This is a genomic window from Pseudomonas sp. FA-1, assembly GCF_056856075.1.
Map to the genome: position 1 here is coordinate 92551 of NZ_JBWXTH010000002.1, position 21817 is coordinate 114367.

The following is a 21817-nucleotide window of genomic DNA, read 5'->3' on the forward strand; positions in this document are numbered from 1 at the left end:
ACCCGAGTCAAAAAAGCGTGAACGGACGGGGACTTAGCTGCTCGCAACCGATTCCAGTTGTTGCAGCAGCAAGGCCGCCTGGGTGCGGGTACGCACTCCGAGCTTGCGGAAGATCGCCGTCACGTGGGCCTTGATGGTCGCCTCCGAGACATTCAGCTCATAGGCGATCTGCTTGTTCAGCAAACCTTCGCAGACCATCGTCAACACCCGGAACTGCTGAGGGGTGAGGCTCGCCAGACCTTCGCTGGCAGCCTTGGCTTCGGCCGAGACATCGACCTTCTCGAACGCCTGGGGCGGCCACCAGACCTCGCCGTCGAGCACTTTCTGCACTGCATCCTGGATGACGTCCAGGTTGCTGGATTTAGGAATGAAGCCACTGGCGCCGAACTCGCGGGACTTGACCACCACGGCCGCTTCTTCCTGGGCCGACACCATCACCACCGGGATCTGCGGGTACTGCCCACGTAGCAGGACCAGGCCGGAGAAACCATAGGCACCGGGCATATTCAGGTCCAGCAGGACCAGATCCCAATCGGCCTTCTCGGTCAGGCGGGTTTCCAGTTCGGCGATGCTCGCCACCTCGACCAGGCGCACGTCGGGCCCCAGGCCGAGGGTAACGGCCTGGCGCAGAGCGCTGCGGAACAGCGGGTGGTCATCGGCAATCAGGATTTCGTATGTGGCCATCGATCTATGGATCCTGTTCTGTGCCAGGCGCTAGAGGGGTGGAGGAAGCACCTGGCAGGCAACTCAAGGCGCGAACGGCAGGGCCGCCGGCCGGTAAGGCACGGCGAAGTCCGGGGTAACAGCATCTTCGTCGTGCCCGAATCGGCGCCAAGAATGCCGAGCACGCTCCGGGTGGTCAAGCCAATCGCCCGGTCGTCCCCGCCTTCCTGGCTGCCAGCCCGGACATTATGAACCAATCCGGCGCACCTGCCCCTTGGACTATAGGAAGGTATGCAAGCGCTGGTGGGTATCGTCCTGCAAGTCCAGCGGCAGGTGCCGCTTGGCACTGAGGTAGTGCAGGCTGAAGACATCCAGGTAGGCATCCAGGGCCCGGGAGGCCTGCTGATCGCCGGCCAGCTCCAGGCACATGGCGGCAACCTCGGCCGTGCAGAAATGGTCGTCACGCTTGGAACGACGCAGGCGATAGCGCGACATCTGCTCGGCCTGCAGGCTCAGCACCGGGAAGCGGTCAAGGTATGGGCTCTTGCGGAACATCTTGCGTGCTTCGGTCCAGGTCGCATCGAGCAGGATGAACAGCGGCCGCTTGCCAGGCTCGCGTACCACGTCGCTGACCACCCGCTCCGGCGCCACGAACTCGCCCGGGAAGACGATATAGGGCTGCCACTGGGGGTCATCGAGCAACGCCAAAAGGCGCGGGTCGACCTCGGTGCGCTGCCAGCCGAACGCTGCGGTATCTTCGACCAGGTCGGCAATCAGCCAGCCGGTGTTGGTCGGCTTCAATGGCTCGGTATCGTGCATCACCAGGCACACCCCGGCCTCGGCTTGCACCTTGGGCTTGAGGGCGCATAGGCAATGGCTGGCGATCACCCGGCAATCCGGACAGCGCAGCGCGCGCGAGCCACGGGCAATGAAAGGTTTGTTGCTGCGGGCCAGGCGCTCGGCGCGCAGGCGCGCTACCGCGTGGCTCATGGCTGCAAGCCTCTGGAGAGATAAGGAACGGACACTGCGACAACTCGGCGAGAAACGAGCCGCCAGTCTACCAGAGGCGGCGTCATTTGCCGTGCAGGCGGCCGGACGCCTCCTTTATAATCACGCTTTTGCGACCTGGGATCCCCATCGATGCGGGGGCCACGGAACGCCGCTCGCCGGCGCAGGTCAAAGTGCCAGTCATCGAACCAGGAGAGATTCATGCTGCGTTTTACCATCCCGGCCTTGAGCCTGTTGCTCGCCCTGCCCCTGGCGGCCCAGGCAGCCTCCAAGCAGGAATACGAGCTCAACCAGATGCTGGAGAAGGTCGCCAAGGAAAGCAGCGTCGGCACGCCCCGCGCCATCAACGAAGATATTCTCGACCAGGGCTACACCGTCGAGAAAGGCAAGGCACTGGTCAACCACCTGAGCGTGCGCGAGAGCCATGCCGAGCGAATGCGCGCCAACCCGGAGCAAGTGCGCAGCCAGCTGGGTGACAGCGTTTGCCGTAACAACGGCTACCGTCAGCTGATGTCCAAGGGCGCCGTACTGGTCTACCGGTTCACCGTGTACAAGACCAACCAGCCGATCATGGATCAGGCGTTCGATAACGCCAGTTGCGTAGCAGGCAACAAGAAGAAGTAATCAGGCCACCCGGCCGTTGTCATTGGCGCGCCGCTGCTCTTCGTCGGCGCGCAGCTCTGCCAGCAGGGCCTGGAGGTAGCGCGACCGCCGCTCGCCGACGCCTAACCTACGCAGGCACTCCGCTTCAAGGCTCAGGTGGTTGGCCTGAGCTGCCCGCTCCAGCAGCAGGTATAGCTGCCTGTCCACCTCGATCACCAACCGATGCATACCACAACCTCCTGCATCGAAACGCCGCGCCTCCAGTTAACCAGAGCTTCGCAAGGCTTGGATCCGATCCGACGAGTGGCGATTGCTCGTTCTGTCTCGCCTGTTTGCGTGCCCTTCGCCCGGCCAGGGTCACCCGAGGCGGCACGTTTGCGCGCCAGGGTCTAGATTGATAGCACCCCCCGTGTATTTCCGGCAAACCGAGGAGAATGCCGAGGGCACGGTATTTGCGGTCCAAATATAGAACGACAACGTGATGGATTTGCCACTGCACCATGGCCTTGAAGGCCTACTGCAATGCTCGGTGTGCACACTCGAGCTAGAGCAGCCAGCGACACACGCAGTGTCGCGGCCGGGATATGCCATCGACCCGGTCAGAGGTTCTGCTGCAGAAGGAGACGTTGAATGCCTTACCAACCGAATGAACTCTTGTTCAATCACTTCAGAGACAACGGTATCGACCTGAGCAAGATTGAAGAACAGCTGCAACTGGTCGCCCCCGGCAGCCCCAACCTGCCGCTGTACCGCGACATGATGTTGACCATCCTGCGTATGGCCCACGACGACACCGACCGCTGGAATGCCAAGATCACCTTGCAGGCCCTGCGCGAACTCGACCATTCCTTCCGCACCCTGGAACGCTACAAGGGGCGGCGCAAGGTCACGGTGTTCGGCTCGGCGCGTACGCCGCTGGAGCATCCCATGTATGCCCTGGCCCGAGAGCTGGGGGCGACCCTGGCCCGCTCGGACCTGATGGTCATCACCGGGGCCGGCGGTGGCATCATGGCTGCCGCCCATGAAGGCGCTGGCACCGAGCACAGCCTGGGCTTCAATATCACGCTGCCTTTCGAGCAGCATGCCAACGCCACGGTGGATGGCACGGAGAAGCTGCTATCGTTCCACTTCTTCTTCATCCGTAAGCTGTTCTTCGTCAAGGAAGCCGACGCGCTGGTCCTGTGCCCGGGCGGCTTCGGTACCCTCGATGAAGCGCTGGAAGTGCTCACCTTGATCCAGACCGGCAAGAGCCCGCTGGTGCCGGTGGTGCTGCTGGACTCGCCCGGCGGCAGTTTCTGGCAAGACGCCCTGGCATTCATCAGCCGGCAACTGGAAGAAAACCGCTACATCCTGCCCAGCGACCTGAAACTGCTACGCCTGGTGCACAGCGCCGACGAAGCCGTCGAGGAAATCAACCAGTTCTACAGCAACTACCATTCCAGCCGCTGGCTGAAAAACCAGTTCGTCATTCGCATGCACCACCCGTTGAGCGACGCGGCGCTCTATGACATCCAGGAGGGGTTCGCCGACCTGCGCCTGAGCGGCAAATACCACCAACAACCTGATAGCGGGCTTGAACATGAGGTAGGCAATTTCAGCCATCTCACGCGGCTGACCTTCGCTTTCAACGGTCGAGACCAAGGCCGCTTGCGCGAGCTGGTGGACTTCATCAACCTACCGGAAAACTGGGCCAAGCCGCAGCCGATGCATACCACCCAACGGGCGCGGGAGGCCTTGAAGGTCGATTGAAGAAGGGATTGCCTTGAGGGGTATGTACCGGCTCTCACCGGTCCTGCGCTGTTTTCAGAAACACCGTCATACCTGTGGGCGCTGGCTTGTCAGCGATAGGGCCGGGGCAGGCAACTCAAGAGCGTTGCTCCGACCCGCTCCTGTGTGAGAATGCTCAGTCGTCCAGATCCCGGCCACTGAGCAGCCGACCGATCAGTTCCATGGGGAAACCACGATAGGCCAGGAATCGGGTTTGCTGGGCTCGGCTACGGGGATCATGGGGGCGTTGCCCGGCGAACTTGCGTTGCCAGACATCCTGCAACCGGGCCGCCCAGTCCACCCCGCTTTCACGCAGGGCCTGGTCGATATCACCACGGTTCAGGCCACGCTGGCCAAGCTCTTCGCGAATACGCGCGGGGCCGTAGCCGGCATTGGAACGGTAGGAAATGAAACTCTCGAGATAACGGGCCTCACTGAGCAGCCCTTCTTCGGCAAGCCGATCGAGCGCGGGCTCGATCAGCTCATCCGGTGCACCGCGCTGACGCAGTTTTCGCGTCAGCTCGACACGACCATGCTCGCGGCGTGCGAGCAGGTCCATGGCTGTCCGTCGGACGGCGACGGGGGTGTCGAGTACGACGGACATAGGGCCAATCAATAACCAGCGTCGGCGTCAGCCATGTCGTCGGCATCGGCCTCGGCGGCAGCAGCCTTGCCTGCAGCAGCGACGGCACCAGCGTTGAGCAGCTTCTCGCGGATCTGCTTCTCGATCTCGGCGCCCACGGCTGGGTTCTCTTGCAGGAACTTGGCGGCGTTCGCCTTGCCCTGGCCGATCTTGTTGCCTTGGTAGCTGTACCAGGCACCGGACTTCTCCACCAGGCCTTGGGCCACGCCCAGGTCGATGATCTCGCCGTTGCGGTAGATGCCCTTGCCGTAGAGGATCTGGAACTCGGCCTGGCGGAACGGTGGCGAGACCTTGTTCTTGACGATCTTGACGCGGGTTTCGCTGCCCACGACTTCGTCGCCTTCCTTGACCGCGCCGGTACGGCGGATGTCCAGGCGCACAGAGGCGTAGAACTTCAAGGCGTTACCACCGGTGGTGGTTTCCGGGCTGCCGAACATCACGCCGATCTTCATACGGATCTGGTTGATGAAGATGACCAGGCAGTTGGCGTTCTTGATGTTACCGGTGATCTTGCGCAGCGCCTGGGACATCAGGCGAGCCTGCAAGCCTACGTGCATATCGCCCATCTCGCCTTCGATCTCGGCCTTGGGCACCAGGGCCGCCACGGAGTCGACGATGATCACGTCGACGGCGTTGGAGCGCACCAGCATGTCGGTGATTTCCAGGGCCTGTTCACCGGTATCCGGCTGGGAAACCAGCAGGTCGTCGACATTGACGCCCAGCTTGCCGGCATATTCCGGATCGAGGGCGTGTTCGGCGTCGACGAAGGCGCAGGTGGCGCCGTTCTTCTGGGCTTCGGCGATGACCGACAAGGTCAGCGTGGTCTTACCCGAGGATTCCGGACCGTAGATCTCGACGATACGGCCTTTTGGCAGGCCGCCGATGCCCAGGGCGATGTCCAGGCCCAGGGAGCCGGTGGAGATGGCTGGAATGGCCTGACGCTCGTGATCGCCCATGCGCATGACTGCGCCCTTGCCGAACTGGCGTTCGATTTGACCCAGGGCCGCAGCCAAGGCGCGCTTCTTGTTGTCGTCCATTGAAATCCTCACGTGATCGACTGGCGGCCCTGGGGCCGGGAATACCTGTATAAGTAGCCAGTATTATTCCACAGGGATACGATTCCGCAAACCCCCGCCAGCGATTTACTCCGCACCAAGCTGTAACAAGCCGTCTAACGCGGCGATCACCGTCTGTCGGCGCACCGCTTCGCGGTCGCCGTCGAAGTGCCGGCGCTCACTGGTTACATGGCTGCCGTCGGCCCAGGCCAGCCATACGGTACCCACCGGCTTGGCCGGTGAACTGCCATCCGGCCCGGCTACGCCACTGACCGCCACGGCAAAGCGCGCCCCGCTGGCAGCCTGGGCACCGCGGACCATGGCCTCGACCACTTCCTGGCTGACGGCGCCTACGTCGGCGAACAGCGCTTCGGGCACCCCCAGCTGACGGGTCTTCTGGCGATTGGAGTAGGTCACGTAGCCGGCTTCGAACCAGGCCGAGCTCCCGGGGATGCGGGTGATGGCCTCGGCGATGCCCCCACCGGTGCAGGATTCAGCAGCGGTCACCTGGGCATTGAAGCGCCGCAGGTGCTCGCCCAGGCGGGTGGAGAGAACGGTGATCGGGTCCATGGCGCACTCCTTGAAGACTGCGCACTACCCTACCACCCTCGACAACCCAGGCAAGCGTTCAGCGCACCAAGGCGCGTATGTAGGCCTGGCAGGCACGCAAGGCGATCAGTCCGCGGTCGCCCCGGTCGGTGATGGCGATAATTCGTCCAGCATGCGCCGGGTCAAGTCGGGCGTGTACGGGGCCATTATCCAGGCCGCCGGCATCGGCGGTGGAAGGCAGTGCGGCACAGGTGGCGTCGCGCTCGACCAGGACCGACAGCCGCAGGTCAGCAGTAGCCAGGCGATCACGCAGGCGAACCTGGGTCTGTCGGGCATCGGAAAGCTCCTTGAAATAGCGTGATTCGTTATCGTGCAGGCGCCGCTCCAGTTGCTGACGCCCCTCGCGCTCAGCCAGCAATTGACGTGTCGCGGCCTCGGCCTGCACCTGCGCCTCGCGGGCCTGGGTTTGGGCCTGCTGCGCCAGCAATCGGCCAAGGCGCCAGCCCTGGACTTGCCAGGCCAGGGTCGCCGACAACAGCATCAGTACCATGCACAACCCCAGGTGCAGGCGGCTCACGACAACACCTCGCGCGCCCGGGCCCATATCGCCAGTCGGTCCTCCAGACCATTGAGCCCCCCATTGATATGTCGGGTGATGCGATTGAACTCGCCGCGATCGGCCAGCCCATTGAGCCCACGCGAATGCCAGAACCAGGCTGCCGATTCACAGGCCCAGCGAGGCTGCTCCAGCATCTGCGGCTGCGCCATCAGCCGCTCGTCACCGAACAGCGCCCGGCTGCATGCCTGGTAGTTGTTGCGCCCGGTGACCTGGATCAGGCCCCGGCCTCGATAACGCTGGCCATCGCCGTCCGCCTCGGGGGTATTGCCCAAGCGCAAGGCCAGGCTGCCGGTGTCATAGCGCGAGAGATAGCGGTCGCTGCCAAGCTCCTTGAGGTAGCGCAGTTGGCCGGACTCATGGCCGACCTGGGCGAGGAAGGCCGCGATACGCTTGGGGTGGTCGATTTCCCAGCGGGCCATGGCGTCGTTCAGTGGTTGTACGAAAATGCCGGCGCGCTGGCCGGCAAGTGGGTAGATAGCTTCAATCTGTCGCTCCGTGAGCATGCTGTATCTCCTGAAAGAGGGTCGACGGCGCCCGCCGCAGGGCCCGGTCAGGCCTTGCTGTCGAGGGTGCGCCGCGACGCGTTGCCCTTGGCCCTGGCCTTGCCTTGTCGGCCACCGTTGCACTGCACAGTGGTGCGCCACCCCGCGTTCGTGAATACCTGCTCGACAGACTCGATCAGGTACGTACCGTCGAGCCCCGAGAGAAAGCCATGCAGTCGCACCGGCCGCTCGGCGAACAGGTCGGTACGCCCCGGCATGTCCAGGCGCACGCTGGCGGTGTCGCGGTTGAAGCTGGCCAGGCGGGCCTTGGCGGCCTGTTCGGCGGCGGCGCGATTGGGGTACAGGTGGCGGTCGGTATAGACCGGCTGCAGGCCATCGGGGGCGTTGTCGTTGGTGAGCTCGACGACATCGAGCTCACCGCTGGCGCCGTTCTGGTGGCGGGTGCGCACGGCCTTGTGGGTGGTCTTGTCGCCCAGCCTGAATTGCCATTGGCTGATGTCTTCGCGGGCAAGGCTCAATGGCGCCAGGGCCTTGCCGGTGGCGCTTTGCCCGCCCTGGCGTGGCAGCACCAGAAGCTGGCCATTGGCAAGTTTGGCGGTGCAATCATATTGGCGTGCCAGGCGTGTGATGAAATTGAAGTCCGACTCGCTGTACTGATCGACTCGGGGGATCTTGCTGGTGACCGGACAGGCGGCCTGCCAGCCGTTACGCGCAGCGATATCGGTGACGATGCGTTGCAGCGTGGCGTCCTCCCAGCTGCCGCTGCGGATGGTCTTGCCGCTGCCTCGCACGTCGCTGGCCTTGCCACGGATGACCAAGGTATCCGGCGGGCCGGCCAACTCCACCTCATCCACGGTGTAACGCCCCAGGCGGGTCAGCGGCCGGCCGGCATGGCCCAGACTGACGTCGATCAGGGCACCACGGGCGGGCAGTGCGATAACACCGTTGCGGGCATCGATGCGCAGCTCGAACTCATCCGCCTCCAGGCCCGGTTTGTCGGTGGTGCGCAGTTGCAACAGGCGATCGTTGATCAGTGCGGTGATGTCCTTGCCATCGGCCAGGACAGAGAAGACAGGCTGCATGAGGCGAACTCCTTGGCTCACACGAGGGGTCAATCCCAAAGCTGAACGGTCGTGGCCAGCGTCATAGGCAGGTCGGGCAACCGGATCGTCACCCCGGAGCGAAACGGCTGAGCCTCCTCGGCCAGGCCCTGGTTGGCAGCCAGCACCGCCTCGACCGTGCCGTTGAGATGCCCGTAGTTATGCTGGCAGAGCGTGTCGAGCACATCGCCCTCAGCGGTCTTGCAGGTCTTGGCCATAGCTGACGAACTCCAGTGAAAAGCCTTGTTTGCGTGGAATGCCACCGGCCAGCAGGCTGCCCTGCTCTTCCTCGATACTGGTCAGGCACCAGGTGCCCAGCACCTCGCCATAGCCGGTGGTGAGTGAAAGCGGCAGCAACTGCCGACCGATACTGCGCAGCGCCTGCAATTGGCCGAGCCCCCCTTTGAAGGCGGGGAAGATCGCACCGCGGATGCTGATGTTCTCCTCCCCCAGGTTCACCGCCTGTTGCGCGGTTTCACGACTCAAACGTTCCTGGCCGGCCCAGCGGAAGCGGGTCTGCCGACGTAACTGGTCGAAGGCCGCGGTATCGAGGTTGAAGTAGTACGGTGGCGCGCCGGCCTTGAGCGGCTGCAGCACCAGCAGGTGGGCGAACGGTGTGACGGCTTGCGCCGTCGGCGTCGCTTCGGGTGCAAGGCCCAGGCTCGACAGTACCGAGCCCACTGTCGCTTGTACCTCGCCTGCCAGCCGCCGTATCGCCCCGTGCGCCTGGTCGACGTGGCCGGCAAAGGCGTCGACTCGATCGCGCACCTCGCGTCCAACGCCCACCGCCTGATCGTACTTGCCGATCACGTTTTCGACCCGCGCCTGCGCTGATGAGATCGCCCGCATCGTGCGTTGCAGGCGCGCCCCGATGGCCGGGCCGACCACCGGCAGCCCCTGCAGCTCGCTCACCGCGCCCTGCACATGGCCGATGGCGTCGTCCATGGGGTCAAGCATGGCGTCGACACGTCGCCGCCCGGCCTCACCAGCGCGGACCACCGCATGCAGCCCGGATTGCAGCTGCTCCATGTAGGTCATGATTGCTCCTCAAAGTGCGATATGTGGGGTATCGGCCAATTGCACCGAACGGGCCTGGCGCATCAGCTCTTCCAGTTGCCGGCGCGCGATGGCTTCCAGGTGCTGGAGGGTGAGCGGGTCGTCGAGGCGGTTGTTGACCGTGACGGGCATGTTGGCGGTGAACGTGAATTGCTGGTTATACACAGGGGCCGAGGCAGCGGGCGCGGTCGGATTCGGCACGCTGGGATTTTGCGAAGGCGGTTGCTCCCGCCTGATCGACCGAATCACTTCACCAGGCGCGACCTTCCGGTCAGGCACCCCCTGGTCCGGAACAGTGGGTTCGGCAGCCACCTCGCCCTTTACCGTGCTGTCGAACCAGGATTTCCCCAGCCACCCACCCAAATGGCCTCCGACCAAGCCCCCCAAGGCGGCACCGAACGTAGTACCGATGATGGGTACGACAGCCCCAATGGCGCCTCCTGCCAAGGTGCCGATCAGCCCTCCTGCAGCCATGCCGTAGCCTTCGGCCTTTTCCCTGCCGGGCTTTTCGCTGGCGAAAGTGTCGAGCGTGCGTTCAGTGGCACTGAGGACAGCAGGCTTTGCCAATGCCTTCATGGCAGCGGCCATACCGCTGGGCTTGGACGGCGGCGGGGAAGACATTGGCTGCGCGTCATGCGAGGTGGTGGTATCCGAACCAGTGCGAGACGCATCCCGCTCGCGGGCGGTCGGCAAGGACGCTGCAGTGGCGCCTCGCGCCTCCTCTACCCCACCGAACCAGGTCTTGCCCAACCAACCGCCCAGCTGGCTTGCAACCAAGCCCCCCAAGGCCGCTCCGAACGTTGTGCCAAGCAAAGGCACCACCGAGCCGACCGCACCGCCCAGCAAGGTGCCGACCAACCCACCTGCGGCGCGTCCATACCCATCGGCCTTTTCATTACGAGGCTCGTCGCTGGCGAAGGTCCGCAGACTTTGTCTGGCCGCCTCCACGATGGCAGGCTTCACCAATACATTGATGGCGGCACCTTTCCCCCTGGGCTCCGACGTCGATGTTTCTATGGTTTGCTTGCCCGGCGCACTCGCTATCGTTGCCGGGGACATCGCAACACCTTCGACGTTGGCAGATGCGGTATTCGAACCAGCTTGCTGCGAAACCGTGCGAGACTCGCCATCGCCAGCAAACCAGGTCCTACCGATCCAACCACCGACCGCCTCGCCGAGCAGACCGCCAACTGTCGACCCCACAACCGTGCCAAAGCCTGGAACGACCGATCCGATGGCTCCCCCCACCAACGTCCCCACCAGCCCGCCCGCTACGCTGCCAAGACCTTCGGCCTGTTCAGCGGAGGCTTGGCCATTGGCGACAGTCGTCTGGTCTCTACCTGTCGCCGCCAAATGAGTGGGTGCCCCTGGCTCCTCGACACTTGTGCGTGGGTTGCCATCGGCAATCGATGCCCTCCTATTCGAGGGCTGCTCATGGGTGGTGCCCAACACGGCCGGGCTTTCGCCAGCCTGGGTTTCGCCAATTCTGGCCCTGTCCTGCGCCAAACCTCCGCCCGACAGGGGCTTGCCCCGCTCCTCAACAACAGTATGGTCGGCACCTTCGGTAACCGATGCCTCAGGCGTGGGCCCGGCGAACAGTTCATGGGCCGTACTGCCTACCCAGTTGCCAAGCTTCTCGCCGAAAAAACCACCCAACAGGCTGCCATATTCGGCCCCCTTGCCCTTCCCTACCAATCCGCCCAGGGCGGCCCCCAGCAAGGTTCCGCCCAGCTCGCCCACTGCACCGCCGACACCTTCGGCGGCCTCCTTGCCATCCTGGGCACTCCCCAACGCATCCATCGTCTTGAGGATGAAAGCCGCTTCCCCCATTTCGAGCTGGTCGCTCACCGCGGTACGTGCCCGAGTGCGTGCAATGGGCGAAGATCGTTTGACGAGGCGATGCCCCACGTAGGCCGCCCCCACTGCTGCGGTTACACCAGTCGCCACCGCAAGGCCCTTGGTAGAGGCGGAGCCACGGGAGCCGAGCGATGGCGGCTCCGTTTGCCTGCTGCCTGGTGCATGAATCGGCACCGGGCGGCGCGCAGGGTGGTCACTGTTCCCACGCGACGCCGCTGACGTCGTCTTCTCGACCCTGGGAGGGCTATGCGCGGCTTCCCCAGACTGCCAAGCCAACGCCTGGTAGAGCCGCCGCAATCGCTCGACTTCACCGCCTTCCCTGCGTAGCCTGTCGATATGTGCCTCGTGCTCGTGGGCCTGCGCGTACGATGCCAGATCAGTTTTTTGCAGCTTGTCCTGCTCCAACCCAAGGCGAATCACTTCGTTGATGATTCGCCCCAACCGTAGGCCGTCGGCCTGCCTGCGCAAGCGCTCGAGCCACTGATGGAGCGAGTCGAACGCGGCGCCTACCGGCTTGTCGACGGTGGCGCCAAGCCCGAGCGTGAACACAGGTGTGTTCGCCATCGATTCCTCCTCTCACTCCGAGAGCCACCAGACCATGTCGCTGTACGACATGGTCATGATTTCGCTCGCGGAAAAGTTCAGCTCCTTGGCCAGCCGCCGGGCGGCGGCCTTCTGCCGGGCGGGATCAAAGCTCGTCGTCCTGCACCAGGCGAAAATAGCCGGCCTGCAGGCGGCTGTAGTCCTTGAGTGTCAGACCTTCCAGATCCCTGACGCCGACTTCGGCCAGCGAGGCGAACAGGTTCAGCTCCCGTTGCTCGTCGTCATTGGCACCGCCCGCCTGGGCATTACGGATGTCCCGCACGGTCGGCGCACGCAGTGACAGGCTGTCGACCTGCATGCCGTTGGCCTCGCTGGGGCGCGACAGGCGCACGGTCACTCGATCAGGATCGAGCGCCAGCCATTGAGGAAGCTTTTTCGCTTGAGCCATCGTCACACCTCCTTACAGACCAAGAGCCGCACGCTGGGCGGCCAGCTGATCGACACCGTCGATCACCCGACGCATGCCCAGGGCATCGATTTCATAGACCAGGCGGCCATCGACTTCGAGCTTGTAGTAGGTCAGGGCCACGCTGTGCTTGATCTCGGCCTTGTCGCCGGACTTCCAGTCGCCCATGTCGATTTCCTTGAGCGAACCACGCAGGGTGACGACCACGGGGTTGATCCGGCCCTTGAGACCTTTGAAAGCACCGCGGAAGGTGCCGTTGAAGGCGGAGCCGTCGGCCAGGCCGAAGAACTTCAGTGCTTCGCGGCGCACGCCAGTGGTGGTGAAGGCCGCTTCCTGCTTCTCCATGCCCTGGTCCATTTCGACCGGCATGTCCATGCCGCCGGGGCGGTGCTCTTCCATTTTCAGGGTGAGTTTGGGCAGGGTCAGGCTCGGGACATCGCCCTGGAAGCTCACACCGTCGATGAACAGGTTCAAGTTGGCCAGGGTTTCGGGAATCATTGCCATGTCATGGGCTCCTTAGGCGGCAGAATCGAGGACTTCGGTCAGCCACTGGTTGGTGACTTCGACGCGGAAGTTGGGGTTTTCGGCAGGCGGTACGTCGGTGAAGCGGATGTTCCAGTACACCTTGCCCTGCTCCAGCTGGCTGGCGGTGTTCAGTTCAGGGTCGGCGTAGACTTCGAAGTTGATGATCGCGCCCTGGTTCTTCAGGTCGCGCATGAAGGCCTGCAGGCCCTCGGTGACGTCCTTGACGTAGGTGGCGGTGATGGCGCGGTCCACGGCCCACTTGTGGCCGTAGAGGATCGCGTCCATGACGATGTCCAACGTGCGCACGCGGGTGACGAAGGCCCATTTCGGGTCGCTCGACAAGGTGCGGTTGCCCCACAGGCGGAAGCCGTCGTCGCGAATGATGGTGGCGATGTTGGCATTGTTCAGCAGGTTGGCGCGGCAGGTGTCGTCACCGTCGAGGAACTCCACCGGGCGGCTGGTGCCAGTGATGCCGACCAATTCCTTGTTCGAGGGCGACGCCCAGAAGCCGTACTCGCTGTCGGTCCAGGCGAACAGGCCGGCGACCCAGGCCGAGCCGGGGGCATCGACGGTGGCTTCGGCGTCGTTGTCCCAATAGCGCACGCCCGGGTCGACCATGAAGGCGCGCTTGGCACCGAAGTTGCCGGCATAGGCGATCGCCGCTTCGTCGGTATTGTTCGGCCCGTCGATGATGGCGATGCCGCGCAGCTTGTCGGCCAGCGCCACCAGGGCTGTGCCCACGGCGTCGGTGGCGCTGTGCTTGGGCGTTACCAACAGGCGCGGCTGGGCGTTGAAACGGCTCTTGCCATCGAGCAGTGCCTGAAGGCCGGTACGCTTGCCATCGTTCTGGACGGTGCCAATGATCGCCACCGTCTGCTCGGCAGCGTCTTCGACCTTGGCCACGCCGCAGGCGACGATGACCGCCTTGGCGCGGGTATAGATGGCGCGGCAAGCCTTGGTGATCGCCGCATCACTGCCGAATGCCGCAACCGCTTCGCGCTCGCTGGTGATCAGCACCAGGTCGTTGGTCTTGGCAGTGACGCCAGGGCCTTCGGTGAAGGTATCGACCAGGCCGATGATCGAGGACGACGGCAGGGCAATGCTGCGGGCGCCGGTGTCGACGTTGGTCACGGTGACGCCGTGGAAGAATCCAGTCATTTAATACTCCAGGTATGAAAAGGCCCCGCGATGCGGGGCCTGAATAGGTAGCCAGATGTAAAAACGCCCCGTCGGTGCGGGGCGCTATCGAGCAAGCTGGTCAGGACGGGTTGGCCATTCGATGGTGAGCGGAAACCCTGGCTGCAACTCGATCCGGTTGAGCGCTACGCGATAGCGCTTCCAAGTCAACAACGCGGCCTGTTCGCTTGCAGTGGCGTCACAGAGATCCAGAGCATCCTGTAAAGGTGGAATCCGCGTGGCTGCCTCAGCAAGCCTTTCATCGCGCTGGGCGAGAACGACCAGACGCACGTTTTCCAGTTCGTCTTTCAGCACCCAGGCTTCGCCACTCCATACATAGGAAGGCCCAGGGTAAGGTAGCTTGGTGAGACCGGCTGGCAGCGGCCCCAAGGTTTGATACTCCTGGGGCGCGCCAGTGGCAGTGTCATACACCGTGCCACGGTTGTCCTCAATGTAGGTCCAAGCCGTCAGATCTGCAGTACGCACGATGGCATGACCGGTTAGAGCAGCAGGCGGTGCATCAAGGTAGGCACCTGCTGGGACCAGCCAGTTATTCGGATCCATCGGATCGAAGTCTGCCAAGCCCTCGCCGATATATTCCAGGGTTTCAGGCTGGGTATAGTAGATTTTTGGTGGGTTCATTCAGATTTCCCTTTGAGTCCATTCGGTGGCGTCGGAGTTTGGGTTGACGCGAGGAAGAAAAACGCCCCGGCGGTGCGGGGCGTTATTAAGTGTACAAACCTATCCAGTCAGGGGCAGGTGGTCGGTATTGTGCGTCTGGAAAATCAGGATTTTGCGGCCAGTCGCGAAGCGCCTGGATATAGGTTAGAAGTTCAATGAACCTTTCCTGACCGAGCGATGTAGGACGGCCTAAATCTTCTTCGTCACGGTGGCGCTCACGCAACCATTGGCATGCCGAAAGCTGACACTCCCGCCACCCCCGCTCTTCTGCAGCCTTTTCAAGCGAACTACGTGGAGGTTCATCGATCAAGATCGGAAACCCCGACTTATCATGACTCCGGACCTTTCCCGGCAACGGGTTGCCAATTACAGCCTCAAAACATTCATCAGATATTTCCACTGCATCGACAGGCATTTCTGCATGGAGCCCGGAAATATAACAATTACCTGTCGTCCTACTATAGAAACGCATTCTACCTCCCCATACAAATAAAAGTATAGCTTAACAAAACCGACGGAACTGCAAGCGCCCCATTAACAATAGTTCTGGCGATAACAGTAATACCGGACGGCGACGCTGATTGTCCGGTCATGATGGTGCCTGCAGATGATGTACCAATAGAATAAGTTATGAGATTACTTGGGAATGCCAAAGGCAATTTAATATCAGCACTTCCGACCCCGCCAGGAATATTACCATTTGCCCATTGAATGATGAATCCACCCATCCAGCTGGGGAAAACAAAATAACCATTGGAGCTAAAAGAGAACGCAAATCCCCATCGCATTTTCTTGGGAGTCACTACCACCTGGTCACTATCCCCAGCGTTTACTTCGTCTTGCGTAGCGATCTGATCAGTTGTGAGAACCGAAGACCAATATAGAATGTCAGATGACTTGTTATATTGTCCCAACCATAGTCGGCGACCTTCGCTTGTAGTGGAATTTTCCACAACCAGATAGTATGTACCATCCGGACGTGGAGTCATCGCCAAAACGGCCATAATATTATTTCTTTGCGAAGGCGGACCATTCGGCGTTGGTATCGATGTTCCACCCGCATAGGCAATATAGAGTCCTGCAGGATTGTTGAATTTAAAATCAGGCATAATGGGCGCAGAAAGCGCCGCAAGCCCTATCTCGTTTAACCGCTTTATTGCTGACTGACGAACACCCAGCGATGTCATCCACTTATTGTCGTCTACACCGCCCTCGGCAAAAGTTTGCGATGCCTTGTCGGCAATATTTACCTTTTCAGCCAGCAAAGAATTCATCGTCGCGGCAAAGTTAGGATCATTGCCAAGTGCGGCAGCCAGCTCATTAAGAGTATCCAATGCTGTCGGTGAAGAGCCCACCAATGCAGAAATTGCGCTACGTACAAATGCAGTCGTTGCAACCTGTGTCGTATTGGTTCCAGCTGGGGCAGTAGGAGCAGATGGAATGCCAGTCAACGCCGGACTCGCCAACGGCGCCTTCAGCGCCAACACTTGGTCGATCTGCGCCTTGGTGTACACATCGGTCAGGCCATAGCCCATTACTGTCGTAGGATTAGTGGCAGCCAGGACACGACCGTAAGCATCCACCGTCACGCTACGATAGGTTCCTGCTCCTACCCCGGTACGACCAAATGCCATTTCGAAAATCAGGGTGGTCACACCGAGGGTAACCGGCGCATCGGTGACCATTTGCCAGGCACTGTCACCATTGACGGCGCCCCGCTCCACCAGCACCAGCAGTCCGGGGGTAACCTTCGCGTTGGTATCGGCATCCGGACAACGCTTCCAGGTCCCTGCGGCGACAGTGTATAGACCGTTATCTTTTCCGGCTGTCTGATTCTTCACCAGCACGCGGGCACCGGCGCCCAACGACACGCCATCGACGCTTTGCAAACCACTCAAAGCAATATTCGTGGTGGTTGCAGCCTGTACCGAATGCTTGAAATCCTGCTTGGCCAACTCCTCCGTCACCCATTCCCGGGTGGCCAGCACCACGCTCGGATCGATCTTCAGCTCCACGTTGCTCGAGCTGCTGACGATGAGGTTCATGCGCACCACCTGGGTACGGCCCGAGCCCTGGCTCAACAAAGGCTTGTAGGTCGGTGCGCAATTGGCGACCGCAACCATGTCGCCATCGGCGTCATACAGCGCAATCTCGCGGATCCAGCGCCCGCCGACATCTGCAGGAATGACCTGCTCGGCAATGATGATCGCGTTGTTCTTGTCGTCCACCTTGAGCTGGTTCAACGGCGCGCGGCGCCACTCATTGATCAAGCTGGCCTGGTTGGCGTTGGGGGTCGGGTCGGTACCGTTGGCGTCCCCCACTCCCATGTGCGTGATTTTCCATGCGATGCCCAAGGCATCTGCATTTGCCTGTTTCGCAGCCCCCACATTGGTGAGGATCGCGTAGAACTGTGAATTCTGGTCAACCATGTGCAATGTCCAAGGTATCGATTGTATGTTCGCGGCCGCCGCGACCGATCGAGCCCATCACGTCGATGTCATGTGGCGCCGGCGGATAGATGTCCAGTTCGTCACCGTCCTGGATCGCGCAGCCAAAGTAGAAGTCGCCACGGCTTTCAAGACTGATTACCAGGCCCGTCATGTGGCGGCTGACCGGGCGGGCGTCGTCGATCAGCGACGACAGTTCGTTGTAGGTCTCTTCGCTGATGCCCGATTCCGACACGCCGACCTTCAGGGCGAAGGTGCCCGGCACCTGGGCAGGCTCGCCTTGCCACCACTCCTGTATTTCGATCAGGTAGCCAAACGGCTCGACCACCCGACGCAAGGCGCCGACGGTGCCCTTGTGGGCATGGACGAAAAAGGCCGAGCGGATCACCGACCGCTTGACGGCGTCGCTCCAGCCATCGTCCCAACGGTCCACGGACCAAGCCCAGGCCAGCTGATGGAGCAAGTGTGCAGGGCAGGCATCTGGGTGATAGAGCAGGCGCAGGTCGACCTTGAGATCTTCCTCGCCCGCCACTTCGATGGCCCTTTCCAGCGGTGTGCGATTGAGCGGCAGCAGGCTTTGCATGTCAGGCTCCCTGCTTGATGTCGAAACCAGTGCACCAGGCTGCCTGGGCCTTGCTGGGCCGGATATCGGCCCAGCCACTCAGCTCGACCCGACTGACTCCGCCGATATGCAGTTGGGCGTCGATCCCCGAACGAGCGACCTCGACACCCAGGCGCCGACGTGGATTCACCCAGGCCTCGAGACGACGCCGGCATTCGACCAGCACCGCCTCCGACTCCGGCCCTTTGTCCGCCATGTACACCACCGCATCGATCCGGTACGGCAATACCTGCGCGCTGCGCACGTTGACCCGGTCAGCCACTGGGCGGATGTCGTCGTCATTGAGGTACACCCTGACCTGCTCCAGCAGCTCGGCGCTGGCCACGCCATTGCCCTCCAGGCTCAGCACCGTGACATCCACCACAGCCGGCGACGGGCTTTCGGCGGTCGCATCCGCGACCAGCCCGGAGGCGTTGCGGGCATGCAGGATGTAGCTGTTGCGCGGGCCTGCGGTGGTGAGGCCCTCATAGACCAGTTGCACCCGCTCGCGCAGGGCTTCATCGGACTCGAGCACCGTTTGGATCGGCGGCACGTGGGTCAGGTCCTCGGCCTGGACCACCAGGCGTTGCAGGCCCACGTTGGCCGCCAGCTGATCCAGGTCACTGCCCTGGGCATAGGCCAGCAGCAATGCCTTGGCCGCATCGTTGATACGTGCCCGGTTGAGCAGCTTGCGGTAGGCACCGACCTCCAGCAGCTTGGTCACCGGATCGCTTTCCAGGCGAGCGTCCCAGGCCTCGCCCAAGTGGGCGCGGAAGGTGTCCAGGTCGGCCTGGTACAAGGCCTCGTAGTCGAGGTCCTCGAGCAATTGCGGCGCAGGGAGTCTGGACAGGTCGACCTGGCTCATACACTCACCTCCACCAAGGCTTCGTCGCCCAGGTAGCGCCCGCTTAAAGCAAGGTTGACCTGGCCGTCGAGCACTGACAGCACCTTTACCCGCTCCAGTTGCAAGCGTGGCTCCCAGCGCCCGAGCGCACGGGCCACCTCGGCCTGCACGGCGCTCTTCCAGCCTTCGGTAACCGGCAGGTCGATGTAGCGGCGCAGTTGGCTGCCATACTCCGGTCGCATACGGCGGCTGCCCAATGGCGTGGTGAGAATGTCTTCGATGGATTGACGCAGGTGGGCGATGCCGGCCAAAGGCTGGCCGGTACGGCGGTCCATGCCGATCATGGCGTACCTCCTGCCCTGGGGCGCAAGGCCCGTCGATGGGGTCGCATATGCAGTCTCCTGACATGAAAAAGCCCGCTGTTGCGGGCCTTGATCAATGTTTGTGGTTGGCTGTGTTGCCGGCGGTATCGATGATCCTGCCGCCGCCGTTGATATCGCCGCTAACGGTCAACGGACCATTGATGGCGACCGTGCCGGTCAAGGTGATGGCCGCAGCGTCGAGGGTGAGCGCGCCATCGCTGACCGCCAGCGTGCTGTCGCCGACCTTGATGCTGGCATTGCCGCTGGGCAAATGGATGTCATAGCGCTTTGCCTGCCAGTCATAGGCGAGCGAGCCGCCATCGTCGAAGCGCCACACCTCCACATGGTCGCGGTTATCCGCTGGGCTGCCGGCATCGCCGTAGAGCCCTGGCACGAAAGTGCCCTGGGCCGGCTCGCCGCTGGGGCTGACCAACACGCCCTGCTCGCCCAGGCTCGGCGCCCTCCAATGGCGTGCCTTGCCGGCGGCCAGGGAATGCCAGCGCAACCAGGCGCTGGTCCAGGTGCCATCGCTTACCCGCACCCGAGCGGCGGCAAGGTCTACCGCTACCACGCGGCAGGGGATGACCAGGCTGGCCAGCATCCGGTCATGCATCGCACTGGCATAGCTCATGGGGTGTCCTCGGCGGCTATGTAGCGGTGTTCGTTGCCCGGGCCGGTGTCCGGGTCGATACCCAGCATCAGCGTGCCGGGTGGTTGGTCGGGCCAAGGCCACTGCATTTCACCCAGCAGCACCGGCTGCTCCCAACGGACTTTCCACAGGCCGCCTTCATATTGGGCCTGGGCGTTGCGGCTGGCCTCGACGAAGTCCAGGCCCCAATGCTGCTGACGCAGCAGATCCATCAGCTGCGCGGCGAGCAGGCTTCCCTGCAGGCGCGCCTCGGGGTTGGCCACATCCGGCGTGATATCCGCCTCGAAGGTGGTGATCAATACCGAGCGGCCATCACGAGGGGCTGCATCGGCGGTCATGCGTACGATGCCGTGGCGCAGGGCCGGTAGTGTCGCGCCGCTGTCGGCCTCGGATGCGATGTCGACCGACGCGAGGTCGGGAATCGCCTCACGTATCGTTACGGTCAATGCTGCATGCAGCGTGGCCAATTCACTCATTGCTTGGACTCCTGTCGCTCATCGACCTGGGAAATGTCACGCAGCCCCAGGCGCTTCGCCGCCCAGCGCTCGTAGAGCCCGATGGCCACGTCGGCGCCTGCCATCGCCGTCATGCAGCCAAAGGCGCTGGCACTCCAGATCGACATGCCGCTGGCATACAGCAGCATCACCGTCGAGACCCCGCAGACCATGCACGCTCCGGAACGCAAGGCCAGCCGCCGCGCCAGCGACCATCCTCGGGCGCCGGCCCTGTCGGCCCGCCACATCTCACCGCTGAGGCCGCCCAGCAATGCCAGGACGATTACCAGCCAGAGCGGTATCTCCAGCAACGTCTGTTGTTCGCTCGTCACTGTCCTGCCTCCTGTAGAAAGCCCGCCGGCAGAGCCGGCGGGTCGGTTGTGTATGAACTCGGCATTCCAAAAAGCCCGGTTTGCCAGGCTTTTCAGTAATGCGTTGTCGAACCGCCGGCCACGGCTGGTGACGCCTGGCGGTTCCGCTTCAAATTGGTGACTCCGACCGCGGCTGCCTGCCCGCCGGATAACTGATCGTGGTGCTTTACGCTGCACACCCGGGCCAGTTGCCAACCCTCTGAACAGTCGAGGCCTGTTCATCGCTGCCTGTGTAACAACCGGTGTCGACCGGCTTGGGACACAAGATATGCACTCATGCATATGCGGTCAATGCGTTTCTTCATATTTTTATGCATAAGAAATTGCTGAAATGCATGGACGCCACGTACGACATGGCTTGTAGGGATTTTCCACAGACGAAAAAAAAACCCGCCGAAGCGGGTTTTCCTAAGCAGATCACCGATCAGCGGGCGTACATCCCCCACCAGAACACATGCCCGAGCAGGCTGATCTGTTCGTCCTGCATCTGCTGGAAGCTGTAGTCTTCGTCAGGGTGCTCGTCGCGGTTGAAGCTGCGCAGGCGGATGCCGGTGGGCAGGCGATAGACCTGCTTCACCCGCAGTTGGCCATTGTGGTTGATGGCATAGAGGTCGCCATCGATGATGTCTCCAATGGAGCACTTGCCGGTGTTGACGCCTACCGTCGCCCCGTCGCGCAGCACTGGCAACATGCTGTTGCCCCGTACCGTCACGCATTTGGCCTGGTCGAACTGCACGCCATTGTGGCGCAGGCTGCGCTTGCCGAAACGCAGGCGCGCGCGTTCGCTTTCCTCGATGACGAATCGTCCTGATCCTGCTGCCAACTCGACCTCTCGAAGAAAGGGAACGGAAACCTCGTCGTCCTCGACTGGGGTTTCGTCGTCCCACAGGCTGATGTCGCTCAGCTCCGCATGGCCATGGGCCGGCTGCGCCGACTCGCGAAGCTCGCGGGTCTCGCCCAGCTCGGCACGGCCTCGCAGCTGATCGGTACTCACGCCGAAATAATCGGCGATCTTCGACACGTGCTTGTCGGACGGGTCGACGATCTTCTCGCTGAGGATGCGCGACAAGGTGGATTGGGGAACGCCCGTGCGCCGGTGCAGCTCCGTCGGGGACAGGCCGTGGCGATCGAGCAGTGCTCTGAGTACGGTGGCAACGTTGCGTTTTTGCATACCGTGCATCATGGATGTGCTGCAACGCAAATGCAATCCATGCAGGCCATTTCTCTTGTCGTTC

27 protein-coding genes are annotated in these 21817 nt (G+C 62.5%); 2 read left to right on the plus strand and 25 right to left on the minus strand.

What is annotated here, in order from left to right:
• Nucleotides 1-33 precede the first annotated feature (33 nt).
• Nucleotides 34-684 carry a response regulator transcription factor ErdR gene (gene erdR, locus AC1MHZ_RS04400; protein WP_084854459.1) on the minus strand — a complete coding sequence of 217 codons (651 nt, stop codon included), beginning with the start codon at nucleotides 682-684 and terminating at the stop codon, nucleotides 34-36.
• Nucleotides 685-942: 258 nt separating this feature from the next.
• On the minus strand, nucleotides 943-1653 hold the full coding sequence (locus tag AC1MHZ_RS04405; protein WP_084854458.1) for a tRNA-uridine aminocarboxypropyltransferase: 711 nt from the start codon (nucleotides 1651-1653) through the stop codon (nucleotides 943-945).
• Between the two features lie 219 nt (nucleotides 1654-1872).
• On the opposite strand from AC1MHZ_RS04405, the gene AC1MHZ_RS04410 reads away from it, so the two are divergent.
• Entirely contained in the window at nucleotides 1873-2295 is a 423-nt protein-coding gene (locus tag AC1MHZ_RS04410; protein WP_084854457.1) for a quorum-sensing-regulated virulence factor family protein, read from the plus strand.
• On the opposite strand, the gene AC1MHZ_RS04415 is transcribed toward AC1MHZ_RS04410, so the two are convergent.
• Nucleotides 2296-2502 (minus strand): hypothetical protein, encoded by a 207-nt coding sequence (locus AC1MHZ_RS04415; RefSeq protein WP_084854456.1) that lies wholly within the window; start codon nucleotides 2500-2502, stop codon nucleotides 2296-2298.
• A gap of 402 nt (nucleotides 2503-2904) precedes the next feature.
• Between AC1MHZ_RS04415 and AC1MHZ_RS04420 the strand changes: the two genes are divergently transcribed.
• Nucleotides 2905-4023 carry an LOG family protein gene (locus AC1MHZ_RS04420; RefSeq protein ID WP_324818645.1) on the plus strand — a complete coding sequence of 373 codons (1119 nt, stop codon included), beginning with the start codon at nucleotides 2905-2907 and terminating at the stop codon, nucleotides 4021-4023.
• 154 nt (nucleotides 4024-4177) lie between these two features.
• Here the strand turns inward: AC1MHZ_RS04420 and recX are convergent, their stop codons facing one another.
• From recX to AC1MHZ_RS04530, 22 genes are all read right to left on the minus strand, one after another.
• Nucleotides 4178-4645: a recombination regulator RecX gene (gene recX, locus AC1MHZ_RS04425; protein WP_084854454.1), complete on the minus strand. Its 468-nt coding sequence runs from the start codon at nucleotides 4643-4645 to the stop codon at nucleotides 4178-4180.
• An 8-nt stretch (nucleotides 4646-4653) separates the two neighbouring features.
• A complete protein-coding gene (recA, locus tag AC1MHZ_RS04430; RefSeq protein WP_084854453.1) occupies nucleotides 4654-5721 on the minus strand; it encodes a recombinase RecA in 1068 nt (355 codons plus the stop codon).
• 105 nt (nucleotides 5722-5826) lie between these two features.
• Entirely contained in the window at nucleotides 5827-6309 is a 483-nt protein-coding gene (locus AC1MHZ_RS04435; protein ID WP_482966059.1) for a CinA family protein, read from the minus strand.
• 58 nt (nucleotides 6310-6367) lie between these two features.
• The gene (locus tag AC1MHZ_RS04440; RefSeq protein WP_482966060.1) at nucleotides 6368-6865 is read right to left on the minus strand and encodes a lysis system i-spanin subunit Rz; all 498 of its coding nucleotides are present in this window, start codon (nucleotides 6863-6865) and stop codon (nucleotides 6368-6370) included.
• On the minus strand, nucleotides 6862-7410 hold the full coding sequence (locus tag AC1MHZ_RS04445) for a glycoside hydrolase family 19 protein (RefSeq protein ID WP_482966061.1): 549 nt from the start codon (nucleotides 7408-7410) through the stop codon (nucleotides 6862-6864). The genes AC1MHZ_RS04440 and AC1MHZ_RS04445 overlap by 4 nt, the downstream gene beginning before the upstream one ends.
• Nucleotides 7411-7457: 47 nt before the next feature.
• A complete protein-coding gene (locus tag AC1MHZ_RS04450) occupies nucleotides 7458-8492 on the minus strand; it encodes a phage late control D family protein (protein WP_324814704.1) in 1035 nt (344 codons plus the stop codon).
• 29 nt (nucleotides 8493-8521) lie between these two features.
• Nucleotides 8522-8728 carry a tail protein X gene (locus AC1MHZ_RS04455; RefSeq protein ID WP_324814707.1) on the minus strand — a complete coding sequence of 69 codons (207 nt, stop codon included), beginning with the start codon at nucleotides 8726-8728 and terminating at the stop codon, nucleotides 8522-8524.
• Nucleotides 8703-9548 carry a phage tail protein gene (locus AC1MHZ_RS04460; protein ID WP_324814710.1) on the minus strand — a complete coding sequence of 282 codons (846 nt, stop codon included), beginning with the start codon at nucleotides 9546-9548 and terminating at the stop codon, nucleotides 8703-8705. Before AC1MHZ_RS04460 ends, AC1MHZ_RS04455 begins: the two co-directional genes overlap by 26 nt.
• A 9-nt stretch (nucleotides 9549-9557) precedes the next feature.
• Nucleotides 9558-11987 (minus strand): hypothetical protein, encoded by a 2430-nt coding sequence (locus tag AC1MHZ_RS04465; RefSeq protein ID WP_482966062.1) that lies wholly within the window; start codon nucleotides 11985-11987, stop codon nucleotides 9558-9560.
• A 124-nt stretch (nucleotides 11988-12111) separates the two neighbouring features.
• Nucleotides 12112-12414 carry a phage tail assembly protein gene (locus tag AC1MHZ_RS04470; RefSeq protein WP_084854445.1) on the minus strand — a complete coding sequence of 101 codons (303 nt, stop codon included), beginning with the start codon at nucleotides 12412-12414 and terminating at the stop codon, nucleotides 12112-12114.
• A gap of 12 nt (nucleotides 12415-12426) precedes the next feature.
• Complete coding sequence (locus tag AC1MHZ_RS04475) at nucleotides 12427-12936, minus strand: phage major tail tube protein (protein WP_482966063.1); 510 nt, start codon at nucleotides 12934-12936, stop codon at nucleotides 12427-12429.
• A gap of 12 nt (nucleotides 12937-12948) precedes the next feature.
• A complete protein-coding gene (locus tag AC1MHZ_RS04480; RefSeq protein ID WP_482966064.1) occupies nucleotides 12949-14115 on the minus strand; it encodes a phage tail sheath subtilisin-like domain-containing protein in 1167 nt (388 codons plus the stop codon).
• Between the two features lie 84 nt (nucleotides 14116-14199).
• Nucleotides 14200-14775, minus strand: a complete 576-nt coding sequence (locus tag AC1MHZ_RS04485; RefSeq protein WP_482966065.1) for a tail fiber assembly protein — start codon at nucleotides 14773-14775, stop codon at nucleotides 14200-14202.
• A gap of 85 nt (nucleotides 14776-14860) precedes the next feature.
• Nucleotides 14861-15286 (minus strand): phage tail assembly chaperone, encoded by a 426-nt coding sequence (locus AC1MHZ_RS04490; protein ID WP_482966066.1) that lies wholly within the window; start codon nucleotides 15284-15286, stop codon nucleotides 14861-14863.
• Nucleotide 15287: 1 nt separating this feature from the next.
• Nucleotides 15288-17243, minus strand: a complete 1956-nt coding sequence (locus AC1MHZ_RS04495) for a phage tail protein (protein ID WP_482966067.1) — start codon at nucleotides 17241-17243, stop codon at nucleotides 15288-15290.
• Nucleotides 17236-17844, minus strand: a complete 609-nt coding sequence (locus AC1MHZ_RS04500; protein WP_084854438.1) for a phage tail protein I — start codon at nucleotides 17842-17844, stop codon at nucleotides 17236-17238. Before AC1MHZ_RS04500 ends, AC1MHZ_RS04495 begins: the two co-directional genes overlap by 8 nt.
• Nucleotide 17845: 1 nt before the next feature.
• Entirely contained in the window at nucleotides 17846-18727 is an 882-nt protein-coding gene (locus tag AC1MHZ_RS04505) for a baseplate J/gp47 family protein (RefSeq protein ID WP_084854436.1), read from the minus strand.
• Nucleotides 18724-19050, minus strand: a complete 327-nt coding sequence (locus AC1MHZ_RS04510; RefSeq protein ID WP_084854434.1) for a GPW/gp25 family protein — start codon at nucleotides 19048-19050, stop codon at nucleotides 18724-18726. Before AC1MHZ_RS04510 ends, AC1MHZ_RS04505 begins: the two co-directional genes overlap by 4 nt.
• Before the next feature lie 91 nt (nucleotides 19051-19141).
• Nucleotides 19142-19699, minus strand: coding sequence for a phage baseplate assembly protein V (locus AC1MHZ_RS04515; RefSeq protein ID WP_324814725.1), 558 nt, complete (start codon nucleotides 19697-19699; stop codon nucleotides 19142-19144).
• A complete protein-coding gene (locus tag AC1MHZ_RS04520) occupies nucleotides 19696-20193 on the minus strand; it encodes a hypothetical protein (RefSeq protein WP_084854430.1) in 498 nt (165 codons plus the stop codon). The genes AC1MHZ_RS04515 and AC1MHZ_RS04520 overlap by 4 nt, the downstream gene beginning before the upstream one ends.
• Nucleotides 20190-20543, minus strand: a complete 354-nt coding sequence (locus tag AC1MHZ_RS04525; RefSeq protein WP_084854428.1) for a phage holin family protein — start codon at nucleotides 20541-20543, stop codon at nucleotides 20190-20192. Before AC1MHZ_RS04525 ends, AC1MHZ_RS04520 begins: the two co-directional genes overlap by 4 nt.
• 463 nt (nucleotides 20544-21006) lie before the next feature.
• Entirely contained in the window at nucleotides 21007-21753 is a 747-nt protein-coding gene (locus tag AC1MHZ_RS04530) for an XRE family transcriptional regulator (protein WP_084854426.1), read from the minus strand.
• Between the last annotated feature and the right edge of the window lie 64 nt (nucleotides 21754-21817).

Coding starts and splice junctions, on each gene's coding strand:
- AC1MHZ_RS04485 (WP_482966065.1), bottom strand. CDS start 14,775: ATGAACCCACCAAAAATCTACTATACCCAGCCTGAAACCCTGGAATAT.
- AC1MHZ_RS04420 (WP_324818645.1), top strand. CDS start 2,905: ATGCCTTACCAACCGAATGAACTCTTGTTCAATCACTTCAGAGACAAC.
- AC1MHZ_RS04405 (WP_084854458.1), bottom strand. CDS start 1,653: ATGAGCCACGCGGTAGCGCGCCTGCGCGCCGAGCGCCTGGCCCGCAGC.
- AC1MHZ_RS04410 (WP_084854457.1), top strand. CDS start 1,873: ATGCTGCGTTTTACCATCCCGGCCTTGAGCCTGTTGCTCGCCCTGCCC.
- AC1MHZ_RS04465 (WP_482966062.1), bottom strand. CDS start 11,987: ATGGCGAACACACCTGTGTTCACGCTCGGGCTTGGCGCCACCGTCGAC.
- AC1MHZ_RS04480 (WP_482966064.1), bottom strand. CDS start 14,115: ATGACTGGATTCTTCCACGGCGTCACCGTGACCAACGTCGACACCGGC.
- AC1MHZ_RS04445 (WP_482966061.1), bottom strand. CDS start 7,410: ATGCTCACGGAGCGACAGATTGAAGCTATCTACCCACTTGCCGGCCAG.
- AC1MHZ_RS04495 (WP_482966067.1), bottom strand. CDS start 17,243: ATGGTTGACCAGAATTCACAGTTCTACGCGATCCTCACCAATGTGGGG.
- AC1MHZ_RS04520 (WP_084854430.1), bottom strand. CDS start 20,193: ATGAGTGAATTGGCCACGCTGCATGCAGCATTGACCGTAACGATACGT.
- AC1MHZ_RS04500 (WP_084854438.1), bottom strand. CDS start 17,844: ATGCAAAGCCTGCTGCCGCTCAATCGCACACCGCTGGAAAGGGCCATC.
- AC1MHZ_RS04530 (WP_084854426.1), bottom strand. CDS start 21,753: ATGCAAAAACGCAACGTTGCCACCGTACTCAGAGCACTGCTCGATCGC.
- AC1MHZ_RS04475 (WP_482966063.1), bottom strand. CDS start 12,936: ATGGCAATGATTCCCGAAACCCTGGCCAACTTGAACCTGTTCATCGAC.
- AC1MHZ_RS04450 (WP_324814704.1), bottom strand. CDS start 8,492: ATGCAGCCTGTCTTCTCTGTCCTGGCCGATGGCAAGGACATCACCGCA.
- recA (WP_084854453.1), bottom strand. CDS start 5,721: ATGGACGACAACAAGAAGCGCGCCTTGGCTGCGGCCCTGGGTCAAATC.
- AC1MHZ_RS04460 (WP_324814710.1), bottom strand. CDS start 9,548: ATGACCTACATGGAGCAGCTGCAATCCGGGCTGCATGCGGTGGTCCGC.
- erdR (WP_084854459.1), bottom strand. CDS start 684: ATGGCCACATACGAAATCCTGATTGCCGATGACCACCCGCTGTTCCGC.
- AC1MHZ_RS04415 (WP_084854456.1), bottom strand. CDS start 2,502: ATGCATCGGTTGGTGATCGAGGTGGACAGGCAGCTATACCTGCTGCTG.
- AC1MHZ_RS04515 (WP_324814725.1), bottom strand. CDS start 19,699: ATGAGCTATGCCAGTGCGATGCATGACCGGATGCTGGCCAGCCTGGTC.
- recX (WP_084854454.1), bottom strand. CDS start 4,645: ATGTCCGTCGTACTCGACACCCCCGTCGCCGTCCGACGGACAGCCATG.
- AC1MHZ_RS04455 (WP_324814707.1), bottom strand. CDS start 8,728: ATGGCCAAGACCTGCAAGACCGCTGAGGGCGATGTGCTCGACACGCTC.
- AC1MHZ_RS04435 (WP_482966059.1), bottom strand. CDS start 6,309: ATGGACCCGATCACCGTTCTCTCCACCCGCCTGGGCGAGCACCTGCGG.
- AC1MHZ_RS04510 (WP_084854434.1), bottom strand. CDS start 19,050: ATGATCGGCATGGACCGCCGTACCGGCCAGCCTTTGGCCGGCATCGCC.
- AC1MHZ_RS04470 (WP_084854445.1), bottom strand. CDS start 12,414: ATGGCTCAAGCGAAAAAGCTTCCTCAATGGCTGGCGCTCGATCCTGAT.
- AC1MHZ_RS04505 (WP_084854436.1), bottom strand. CDS start 18,727: ATGAGCCAGGTCGACCTGTCCAGACTCCCTGCGCCGCAATTGCTCGAG.
- AC1MHZ_RS04490 (WP_482966066.1), bottom strand. CDS start 15,286: ATGCGTTTCTATAGTAGGACGACAGGTAATTGTTATATTTCCGGGCTC.